Genomic DNA, 10,377 nt, shown 5'->3' with positions numbered 1-10,377 from the left:
AGGTCTCGCACCATACTTGGTATTATACCGTATTGCCGTAAAATGTTAACCTAATTGGAGATTAAATCATGCTCCTAACTACAACTATGAAATCAACCTTGGTCAAAAAAGCCAGTTTCCTCATTGCCTTATTTTTTGTCAGCCTAATTGCTGTCATACAAATTCCAGCGATCGCACTCCCCCCAGCTTTCCGTACACCACCGACTTCCCCCGACTTACCCCTGTTTCCCCCAGAAGTTTTTGATGAACCTCTACCCCTAGAGCCACCACAGCCTACCATTACACCTCCTCCCGCACCAGCCACCGAGGAAACCATTACACCTCCTCCCGCACCAGCTATCGAGGAAACCATTACACCCCCACCAGTTCCTGATATACCCCCACCAGTTCCTCAGCCGCCGATCGCACCTCCACCCATTCCCCAAATTCCCAAAACCGAAATTCGTGGCGTTTGGATGACCACCAATGATACAGATGTGTTAATGAATCAACCGAGACTCGAAGAAGCAGTCAGCAAACTCGCCCAATTCAATTTTAACACAATTTATCCAGTGGTTTGGAACTCTGGTTATGTCACCTATAAAAGTTCTGTAGTTAAAGAAGCCGGAATTCAGCCTTTTGTCCGCCGGGGTTTCCAAGGACAAGATATGCTGGCTGATATCATTGAACGCGCTCATCGTCATAACTTGTTAGTGCTTCCCTGGTTTGAGTTCGGTTTTATGGCTCCCCCTAGTTCCGAGTTGGCTTTAAAACATCCCAACTGGCTGACTCAACAGCGAGACGGAACTAAAACTTCCATAAGCGCCGCTGGGGAAGTCGTTTGGTTAAATCCCTTTCACCCGCAAGTCCAGAAGTTTATGACTGATTTAATTGTAGAGGTGGTTACCGACTACGATATTGATGGCGTACAGTTTGACGACCATACCAGTTTACCTAGTACATTTGGATATGACCCTTATACCATTTCTCTTTATCAAAGAGAGACTAATCGCACCCCACCTAGTAACCCCCAAGACCCCGCTTGGGTGCGTTGGCGTGCTCATAAAATCACGGCTTTTATGAGACAATTGCACCAAGCTATTAAAGCCAAAAAACCTCATAGCATTATTTCCGTTAGTCCGAATCCTTATCATATCGCCTATAACGGTCATTTACAAGATTGGGTTACTTGGGTTAGAGATGGTCTTGTTGATGAGTTGGTGGTGCAGGTTTATCGGGATGAATTGGACTTTTTTATTGCTGAGTTAAACCGACCGGAAATGAAAGCCGCACAAAACAAGATTTCTACCGGGGTTGGTATTCTCACCGGTTTGAGAACTAGACCAGTTCCTATCAATTTCATCCAGTCTAAGGTTCGTGCCGCGCGCGATCGCCAATTCGGTGTCGCTTTCTTTTTCTATGAAAGTCTCTGGGACCACGCCGCTGAACCCCTCGCCCAAAGACAGTATAGTTTCCAGTCTATGTTCCCTCAACCTGCTATTCGCGCTTCTATTCGCTAACCGACTTCAATTGTGGGTCAGTTTGGGGCTATGCACAAAATGTCGCTTTTGTCAAGAGGTCGATTTTTGGCCGTCCCTTACTTCCCCAAAACTCGTGATTCGTGAATTATATTCTTTAGCCAGAAAATATTTTGATGGGCGCTAGAATGAGGGTTTCAGCGCTTTTTTTTGCGTGTAGACACAGGAACCCCTTGGGTGCGATTTATTCTAGGATACCAGAACCCCTATTATTTCGTCAACCTTTTGCGAGCTATTTTCAATAAAAACTTATTAATTCTTAATGTCGTTCGGAACATCAAAATTATCTGGGTGGAAGTATTAGCAAAACTTAACTATTTGCGCCAATAATAGGGGGGAGGCGATCGCCTATAGGTGTCTGTGATGTGGTATAGATATTAAGGTTTGGTCAGTTAATGATATGAGACTGAATAAAATCGAGGATAGTAGTTAATCCTTGCTTTTCCTTGAGGTTAGTAAAGACAAAAGGTTTATTTCCGCGCATCTTTTTAGCATCTCTTTCCATGACGGTTAAATCCGCGCCGACAAAGGGAGCCAAGTCAATTTTATTAATCACCAATAAATCGGACTTAGTAATTCCGGGTCCTCCTTTGCGGGGAATTTTATCACCCGCCGCCACATCAATAACATAGATAGTTAAATCGACCAATTCCGGGCTAAAAGTCGCCGCCAAATTATCGCCACCACTCTCTAAAAACACGACATCCAAATTAGGGAAAGTAGACTCCAACTCTTGAATAGCACTAAGATTAATCGAAGCATCTTCGCGGATAGCGGTATGGGGACAGCCTCCGGTTTCGACACCGATAATTCTATCAGTTTCTAAGGCTTGCGATCGCATCAAAAACTGAGCATCTTCTTGGGTGTAAATATCATTAGTAACCACAGCCATTTGAAAGCGATCGCGCATAGCTTTACAGAGTGCATCAAGTAAAGCGGTCTTACCCGACCCGACCGGACCTGCAATTCCCACTCGAAAAGGACTCATGAAATTCCCCTGATTATAGACAACTTAAAACTCGATACCCGGTTGAGCCTTAACCCCTTGTTCCCGGAAAGGATGCTTAACCAAAGTCATCTCGGTAACCAGATCCGCGCGTTCTATCAAACTAGGGGGAGCGCCACGACCGGTCAAAATCACATGGGAGTCGTGAGGTTTCTTTTCCAAACCCGCCAAAACCGTTTCTACGGTGAGATATCCCAACTTAATGGCGATGTTAATTTCATCTAAAAGTACCAACTTAATCTCGGGATTTTCAATTAAAGATAGACTAAGTTTCCAGGCTTCACTAACCCTTTGGATATCGCGATCGCGGTCTTGAGTTTCCCAGGTAAAACCTTCCCCCAAAGCATGAAACTGTAATTGTTCCGGCCAGAGACTGAAAACGGCCTTTTCTGCTGGTTCCCATGCGCCCTTAATGTACTGGACGATCGCCACCCGATAGCCATGACCAAGCGATCGTAAAACCATCCCCAAAGCGGCAGTAGTTTTACCCTTCCCATTGCCAGTATTGACAATAATCAAACCCTTTTCCACCTGTCTCTCAGCTACCCGCTGGTCTTGAATTTCCTTGCGGCGCTGCATTTTTTGGCGGTGTTGTTCCGCTGTCAAACCCGTAGTTTCCATAGCGATCGCATCACTGAGTAGGACCTGATCAACTGTAGCATAGAGGCGACTAAAGCTGCTATAGAATATGGAGACGAAAACCCAGAAATGAGATTGTATGTTATCAGCCCAAGCCGCAGAGGCAATTATCCTAGAACAAGTAGGACCACCCCACCAACAAGATATAGAACTGGTCAAATTATCCGAGGCTACCGGACGCATTCTCGCCGCCCCGATTACCAGTGAATTAGACTTTCCCCACTGGGATAACTCCGCCATGGATGGTTATGCCGTCCGTTATGCTGATGTCGCCCAAAGTAGCGCCGAAAATCCTGTAACTTTGGCAGTCATAGAAGAAATACCCGCCGGATATTGTCCCCAAAAAACTATCGCCCCCGGACAAGCGGCGCGCATTTTTACAGGAGCCTGTTTACCTGCTGGGGCTGATACAATTGTAATCCAAGAAGATACCCAACCCGATGGCGATCGCATCAAAATCCTAACCACCCCGGAACTGAGAGCCTTTGTGCGTCATCAGGGGTCCTATAGTCGCGCCGGAGACCCTCTACTCCCTGCGGGAATTAGCTTAGGAGTTGCAGAAATCGCAGTTTTAGCCGCGGCCAAATGTGTGCAGGTCCCAGTTTATGCTAAACTCAAGGTAGGATTGATATCAACCGGGAACGAATTAATCCCCCCAGAGCATCCCATAGCCCCAGGAAAGCTAGTAGACTCTAATCAGTATGCTTTAGCGAGTTGGGTGATGCAAATGGGCGCAGAACCGGTTATTTTAGGGATTATTCCTGATGAACCGGAAGCCCTCAAAACAGCGATCGCCAAAGCCCTACTCAGCGCTGATATAGTATTATCAACTGGGGGAGTGTCCGTCGGGGATTATGATTATGTTGGTCAAATTCTGGCTGACCTTGGGGGAGAAATTCTGTTCAACTCAGTAGCCGTCAAACCCGGAAAACCCCTCACCTTCGCGACTTTTCCCGATTGTTTGTATTTTGGTTTACCGGGAAACCCGGTGTCAGCCTTAGTCACCTGCTGGCGGTTTGTCCAACCAGCCTTGAGAAAACGAAGCGGACTCACTTCTGAGTTTTGGGGACCAGAATGGTGGCGGGTGCGATCGCCAATGGAATTGCGATCGGGGGGTAAGCGAGAAACCTACCTTTGGGGAAATCTGCGATCGGTCAATGGCGAAACCCAATTTATCCTCGCCCCAGGAAGCCAAAATTCTGGAAACCTGATTAACCTCGCCCAAACCAACGCCCTGGCTATGCTTCCAGTCGGTCAGACCTGCATTGAAGCCGGGGAATTTGTCCAAATTCTCAAAGTCCGTTGAGATTTTGGATACATTTGGTTCCACAGGACTCCTCTTGCATCTCTATGTAACGGGGGATTATTAACCACAATAGCTAATATATTGACTATAGTTTCCGCCGTCATTTGTGACCATTGGCAACCCTGCTATTATAACATTCCCGTGAACAATAATGCGCGTTCTAATTGTTGAAGACGATCCTATGATGCAACTAGGGTTAGAGCAAGTCTTATCTGACTGTCCAGGTATTACCCTGGTTGGTATTGCTGAAGATGGTTATTTAGGTGTCGAAGCCGCTAAGGAGAAAAAACCTGATGTTGTGATTATGGATATCGGGTTACCTCGCCTTGATGGTATTGCAGCCACCAAACAGATTAAAGAAATCTTACCAGAAATCAGAGTCGTTATGCTCACCTCCCACACAGCAGAAACGGAGGTACTTGCTTCCCTTTCCAGTGGTGCTGATGCTTATTGTGTGAAGGGAGGAAGTGTTGATAGTTTGATTGTAGCAATACAGGCAGCCTATGAGGGAGCAACCTATCTAGATCCTCAAGTTGCTCGTTTGGTTATGGAACACCTCAAGCCACCCCTACCTCAAAGTAACTTGGGTACTTTATCCCCCCGGGAGTTAGAAGTTCTCAAACTTATGGTGGAAGGTAAAAGCAACCCAGAAATTGCTGAGGCGCTTTATTTAAGTCCTAACACCATTAAAACCCATGTTCGGGGGATTATGAATAAATTAGCCGTTGATGACCGGGTAATGGTCGCTGTCGTCGCTTTGCGATCGGGTTTAGTATAATCAAAATCGCGACGAAAACGCCGCGACCTAATTTTAGACCTTCTTCAGGTATTGGGGGAATTATCCCCCAACCCTTGATTAATCGACAACCGGACCAGCGGCGGTTACTTCCTCTGGTACGTTCACATATTTGCTGAAGTTTTCCACAAACAATTTAGCCAAGTATTTCGCTTGTTTTTCATACTCTTGGGAGTCAGACCAGGTTTTCACCGGATCAAGAATTTCCGTCGGAACTCCTGGTACAGCATTAGGAACCCAAATCTTGAAGATCGGATGCTCATGGAATTCCACATTATCCAAGTCTCCATTCACCGCCGCCGACACCAAGGCGCGAGTGTATTTGATGGAAACACGACTGCCAACTCCGTAAACACCACCAGACCAGCCAGTGTTCACCAAATATACATTGGTTTCTGGGTGATCCCCAAGGCGTTTACCTAGCAGATTGGCATAAACGGCTGCTTCTAAGGGTAGGAAACACTTACCAAACCCAGCGGAGAAAGTCGCTTCCGGTTCTTTAATTCCCCGTTCAGTTCCCGCCACCTTGCTGGTGTAACCAGACATGAAGTGATACATCGCTTGTTCGCGGGTTAGTTTGGAGATGGGGGGGAGAACTCCGAAAGCATCTGCTGCCAAAAATAGAATGGTTTTGGGATGACTACCAATACTAGGAATAACTGCATTGGGAATGTAGTCAATGGGATAAGCCACCCGGGTATTTTCTGTTAAGCTACCATCATTGTAGTCGGGAATGCGAGTGTAGTGATCAAGCACTACATTTTCCATCATTGAACCAAACCGGATCGCATCCCAGATTTGCGGCTCATTTTCCCGATATAAGGCGATCGTTTTCCCATAACAACCACCTTCAAAGTTGAAGATACCATCTTCTGACCAGCCGTGTTCGTCATCCCCAATTAGATAGCGTTCCGGGTCAGCCGAAAGGGTGGTTTTTCCGGTCCCTGATAGACCAAAAAATAACGCCGTATTACCAGCGTCATCCACATTAGCTGCACAGTGCATAGGTAGCACATCAGCTTTGGTCATAAAGTAATTCATTAGGGAGAAAACTGATTTTTTGATTTCTCCGGCGTACTTGGAACCACCAATAATTACTAGCCGTTTCGACAGGTTAAGTACGATAAAGGCTTCACTATTGATGCCATCATCTTCGGGATCAGCATGGAGTCCAGGAACTGCAATTACAGTAAAGTCAGGATTGTGGGTTTGCAGTTCTTCGTCTGTTGGACGAATAAACAGTTGATGAACCAACAGGTTTTGAGATGCCAGCTCGTTGATGATCCGCACACCAAAACGACGCTTGGTATCTGCTCCTACAAAACCATCAAAGATATATAAATCACGACCTTGGACGTAGGAACGTACCCGCCGAAATAGGCGATCGAAGTTGCCTTCGGCAATGGGGACGTTCATTTTTCTCCAATGGATTTCGTCCTTATTATTCTCTTCTTGAACAATGAATTTATCGTGAGGAGAACGACCTGTATATTTACCGGTTTTTACGCAAAGGGAACCATTGGCTGCTAATACACCTTCACCCCTAGCTACTGCGTGTTCAATCAGAATAGCAACTGGTAGGTTGTGATAAACATGACCTAGGTTTCTTCAACCCAGACTTTCTAATTCATAGGTAGGATCACCCTGTAGAGGACGCTCGACATATTTTCCGGTTTTAGCTACTGGGAAGTCTTGTTCTTGGTCAGATAACCTTTTATTGATTAGGCTGGGAATTGAAACGTTTTGATAATCACTGCGATCGACTGTACTTACGTTATCCATAATTGATAACCTCTAGTGGTTTTGAAGTGAAGTATTTACGGGCAACTATTTTGGGAGTGGCTGGGGAATATTAATAAGTAACCTAAAACCTTAACCCCAACGCTTGTGGCTTTAATAACAAGCCCCTACACGGAACTTAGCCGGTGATATATAGATTATGTACACTCAGCTAGAAGCGTTATCCTCAATGGAAAGTTTGAGCTTGAAGTTCGGAAACCAGATTTGTATTTTGATGTTTATTCTCAATGCCCGCTCTCGTGTGCATGAAGGTAGTTGTGCTTGGCAATGTTTTTGGTTTGATCTACCTCCACCTGAAAAAATGATACACCGATCGCCCTAATTCTGAAGTGAAATTTTTGGAAGCGCTAATTGTACTTTTATTGCATTTGTTTAAGTTATAATTCTGAATGCAGATTTTGCATCATAGAGCACCGAAATTTCCTCAATCATAGTTTATGTTCCCTAGCTTTGGGAAGGGGTAATTCTAAAGAAAAGATAAATTTCTGTGGCGATCGCTGCGGAGTGCAGGCAAAAATCATGACAGAATAAGGGAAACCTGAAGGTTTATAGTAAGAACAGAGATCATGTACGAAAAAATTACCCCCCCCGATACAGGCGAGAAAATCACCTTCTCTGACGGAGAACCCATTGTTCCCGATAACCCAATTATTCCCTTCATTCGGGGCGACGGCACGGGTGTAGACCTCTGGCCAGCGACAGAACGAGTGATTGACGCAGCAGTGGCCAAAGCCTACGGCGGCGATCGCCAGATCAGTTGGTTTAAAATTTACGCCGGGGACGAAGCCTGCGAACAATACGGCACTTATCAATATTTACCGGAAGACACGCTGACGGCAATCCGAGAATATGGTGTGGCTATCAAAGGCCCCCTAACCACCCCCATAGGCGGCGGCATCAGATCCCTGAACGTGGCGCTACGGCAAATTAATGACCTATATACCTGCGTCCGTCCCTGTCGCTACTATCCTGGTACTCCCTCCCCCCACAAACACCCGGAACAACTCGATGTGATCATCTATCGGGAAAACACAGAAGACATATACTTAGGGATTGAATGGCGCGAGGGTACGGAAATCGCCCAAAAACTCATCGACACCCTCAACAATGAGCTAATTCCGGCTACCCCGGAACATGGCAAAAAACAGATCCGCCTAGACTCGGGTATCGGTATTAAACCGATCAGTAAAACTGGTTCCCAACGGCTAGTCCGTCGCGCCATTAAACACGCCCTGCGCCTCCCCAAAAATAAGCAAATGGTGACTCTGGTGCATAAGGGCAATATCATGAAATACACGGAGGGGGCTTTCCGAGACTGGGGTTATGAACTAGCAACTACGGAGTTTCGCGAAGAATGTATCACTGAACGAGAATCATGGATCCTCGGCAACAAAGAACATAAACCCGACATCTCCCTGGAAGATAACGCGCGCCAGGTAGAACCGGGTTTTGATGCGCTGACCCCAGAAAAACGCCAAGAAATCTGCGATGAGGTGAAGGGGGTTCTGGAGGCGCTATGGGAAAGTCACGGTAATGGTAAATGGAAAGATAAAATTATGGTCAACGATCGCATCGCTGACAGCATCTTCCAACAAATCCAAACCCGTCCTAGCGAATACTCTATCCTGGCTACCATGAACCTTAACGGAGACTACCTATCGGACGCAGCCGCCGCTATGGTAGGAGGGTTGGGTATGGGACCCGGTGCGAACATTGGTGACACCTGCGCGGTATTTGAAGCTACCCACGGTACAGCACCTAAACACGCTGGACTCGATCGCGTTAACCCCGGTTCGTTAATCCTATCGGGAGTGATGATGTTAGAATATATGGGCTGGCAAGAAGCAGCAGACCTGATTAAAAAAGGTCTGGGGGCGGCGATTTCTAACCGTGAGGTAACTTATGATCTGGCCCGACTCATGGAACCCCCGGCTGAACCCCTCAAGTGTTCAGAATTCGCCGAAGCTATCATTCGCAACTTCTAACCTATAGCAATGGGCGATCGCCTATTAACCAGAAAATAGGCAACAAGCCATCTGCTAACATAAAATGGAAATCCCTCTACCCCTTCCCTGAGCTTGTCGCCGGGAGCAGAGGGTTGGGTAGAGGGTCAGATGATCACATAGATCTATTTTTTAGCCCCAATTTTTCCAATTTTTACTCTGAGCAGGATTCAAAGCTAATGGCCAGCAAAACCGAGACCTCCGAAAAGCAGAAAGCCCTAAATTCAGTCCTTAACCAAATCGAAAAGAATTTTGGTAAGGGGTCTATTGTCCGCCTAGGAGACTCCGCCCGCATGAAGGTGGAAACTATCTCCAGTGGCGCACTCACCTTGGATTTGGCCCTAGGTGGTGGTTTGCCCAGGGGAAGGGTGATTGAAATTTATGGCCCCGAAAGTTCCGGTAAAACTACCCTAGCCCTCCATGCGATCGCGGAAATCCAAAAAACTGGCGGAATAGCAGCTTTTGTGGACGCTGAACACGCCCTCGATCCTACCTATGCAGCGGCGCTGGGAGTAGATATTGAAAACCTCCTAGTTTCCCAACCTGACACCGGGGAAATGGCTTTAGAAATAGTAGATCAATTGGTGCGATCGGTGGCGGTTGATATTGTAGTGGTAGACTCCGTAGCTGCTTTAGTTCCCCGCGCGGAAATTGAAGGGGATATGGGCGATTCTCACATGGGACTACAGGCGCGGTTAATGAGTCAAGCCCTGCGGAAAATTACCGGAAATATCGGTAAATCGGGCTGTACGGTCATTTTCCTGAATCAGTTACGCCAAAAAATTGGTATTGTCTACGGCAACCCAGAAACTACCACGGGGGGGAATGCGCTTAAATTCTACGCCTCGGTCCGTCTTGATATTCGCCGCACCCAAACTCTGAAAAAAGGCTCGGACGAGTATGGCATTCGCGCTAAAGTTAAAGTGGCTAAAAATAAGGTCGCGCCACCCTTCCGAATTGCTGAATTTGATATTATTTTTGGACAGGGGATCTCAACTATCGGTTGTTTGATTGACCTCGCAGAAGAAACGGGAGTGATTAAACGCAAGGGCTCCTGGTATAGCTATAACAACGATAACATCGGTCAAGGACGCGATCGCACCATTACCTATATGGAGGAAAACCCAGAATTTACCAAAAAGATTGATGATGAAGTCCGTGCCGCTTTAGCCGGGGGTGCAGTTGTATCAGCCACCTCCGTTGTTAAACTCGATGATAATGATGTCGAAACAGATGATCATGATCTTGAAGACGTTGACGACAATACTGATGAAGAATAAATCATTGAGTTAAATCAAGTCCCCTTTCAC

Annotated in this window: 8 protein-coding genes and 1 pseudogene; 5 read left to right on the top strand and 4 right to left on the bottom strand. The window is 46.5% G+C overall.

Annotated elements, in window-relative coordinates:
- The first annotated feature begins 68 nt into the window (after positions 1 to 68).
- Positions 69 to 1,499 (top strand): family 10 glycosylhydrolase, encoded by a 1,431-nt coding sequence (locus P5683_RS09800; protein ID WP_006670960.1) that lies wholly within the window; start codon positions 69 to 71, stop codon positions 1,497 to 1,499.
- A gap of 406 nt (positions 1,500 to 1,905) precedes the next feature.
- On the opposite strand, the gene ureG is transcribed toward P5683_RS09800, so the two are convergent.
- Together ureG and cobO are read right to left on the bottom strand one after the other, a co-directional pair.
- Complete coding sequence (gene ureG, locus P5683_RS09795; RefSeq protein ID WP_008049095.1) at positions 1,906 to 2,505, bottom strand: urease accessory protein UreG; 600 nt, start codon at positions 2,503 to 2,505, stop codon at positions 1,906 to 1,908.
- 24 nt (positions 2,506 to 2,529) lie between these two features.
- Entirely contained in the window at positions 2,530 to 3,144 is a 615-nt protein-coding gene (gene cobO / locus P5683_RS09790) for a cob(I)yrinic acid a,c-diamide adenosyltransferase (protein WP_008049097.1), read from the bottom strand.
- Between the two features lie 97 nt (positions 3,145 to 3,241).
- Between cobO and glp the strand changes: the two genes are divergently transcribed.
- Positions 3,242 to 4,468 carry a gephyrin-like molybdotransferase Glp gene (gene glp / locus P5683_RS09785; protein ID WP_315639783.1) on the top strand — a complete coding sequence of 409 codons (1,227 nt, stop codon included), beginning with the start codon at positions 3,242 to 3,244 and terminating at the stop codon, positions 4,466 to 4,468.
- 151 nt (positions 4,469 to 4,619) lie between these two features.
- Positions 4,620 to 5,246, top strand: a complete 627-nt coding sequence (locus tag P5683_RS09780) for a response regulator transcription factor (RefSeq protein WP_006621040.1) — start codon at positions 4,620 to 4,622, stop codon at positions 5,244 to 5,246.
- 78 nt (positions 5,247 to 5,324) lie between these two features.
- Here P5683_RS09780 and pckA read toward each other — a convergent pair.
- Together pckA and P5683_RS09770 are read right to left on the bottom strand one after the other, a co-directional pair.
- Positions 5,325 to 6,854, bottom strand: a pseudogene (pckA, locus tag P5683_RS09775) (phosphoenolpyruvate carboxykinase (ATP)); the annotation flags it as partial.
- An 18-nt stretch (positions 6,855 to 6,872) separates the two neighbouring features.
- A complete protein-coding gene (locus P5683_RS09770; RefSeq protein ID WP_006621038.1) occupies positions 6,873 to 7,046 on the bottom strand; it encodes a hypothetical protein in 174 nt (57 codons plus the stop codon).
- Positions 7,047 to 7,630: 584 nt separating this feature from the next.
- Here P5683_RS09770 and P5683_RS09765 point away from each other — a divergent pair.
- Together P5683_RS09765 and recA are read left to right on the top strand one after the other, a co-directional pair.
- Positions 7,631 to 9,049, top strand: a complete 1,419-nt coding sequence (locus tag P5683_RS09765) for an NADP-dependent isocitrate dehydrogenase (protein WP_006621037.1) — start codon at positions 7,631 to 7,633, stop codon at positions 9,047 to 9,049.
- A gap of 197 nt (positions 9,050 to 9,246) precedes the next feature.
- Positions 9,247 to 10,347, top strand: coding sequence for a recombinase RecA (recA, locus tag P5683_RS09760; RefSeq protein WP_008049115.1), 1,101 nt, complete (start codon positions 9,247 to 9,249; stop codon positions 10,345 to 10,347).
- The last annotated feature ends 30 nt before the right edge of the window (positions 10,348 to 10,377 follow it).

The sequence above is a fragment of the Limnospira sp. PMC 1279.21 genome, assembly GCF_032349615.1.
GTDB lineage: Bacteria > Cyanobacteriota > Cyanobacteriia > Cyanobacteriales > Microcoleaceae > Limnospira > Limnospira fusiformis.
This window is presented reverse-complemented; position numbering and strand designations above follow the sequence as displayed.

Excerpts from the sequence above, each read along its gene's own strand:
- P5683_RS09780 (WP_006621040.1), top strand. The coding sequence starts at position 4,620 with ATGCGCGTTCTAATTGTTGAAGACGATCCTATGATGCAACTAGGGTTA.
- P5683_RS09770 (WP_006621038.1), bottom strand. The coding sequence starts at position 7,046 with ATGGATAACGTAAGTACAGTCGATCGCAGTGATTATCAAAACGTTTCA.
- glp (WP_315639783.1), top strand. The coding sequence starts at position 3,242 with ATGTTATCAGCCCAAGCCGCAGAGGCAATTATCCTAGAACAAGTAGGA.
- recA (WP_008049115.1), top strand. The coding sequence starts at position 9,247 with ATGGCCAGCAAAACCGAGACCTCCGAAAAGCAGAAAGCCCTAAATTCA.
- P5683_RS09765 (WP_006621037.1), top strand. The coding sequence starts at position 7,631 with ATGTACGAAAAAATTACCCCCCCCGATACAGGCGAGAAAATCACCTTC.
- ureG (WP_008049095.1), bottom strand. The coding sequence starts at position 2,505 with ATGAGTCCTTTTCGAGTGGGAATTGCAGGTCCGGTCGGGTCGGGTAAG.
- P5683_RS09800 (WP_006670960.1), top strand. The coding sequence starts at position 69 with ATGCTCCTAACTACAACTATGAAATCAACCTTGGTCAAAAAAGCCAGT.
- cobO (WP_008049097.1), bottom strand. The coding sequence starts at position 3,144 with ATGGAAACTACGGGTTTGACAGCGGAACAACACCGCCAAAAAATGCAG.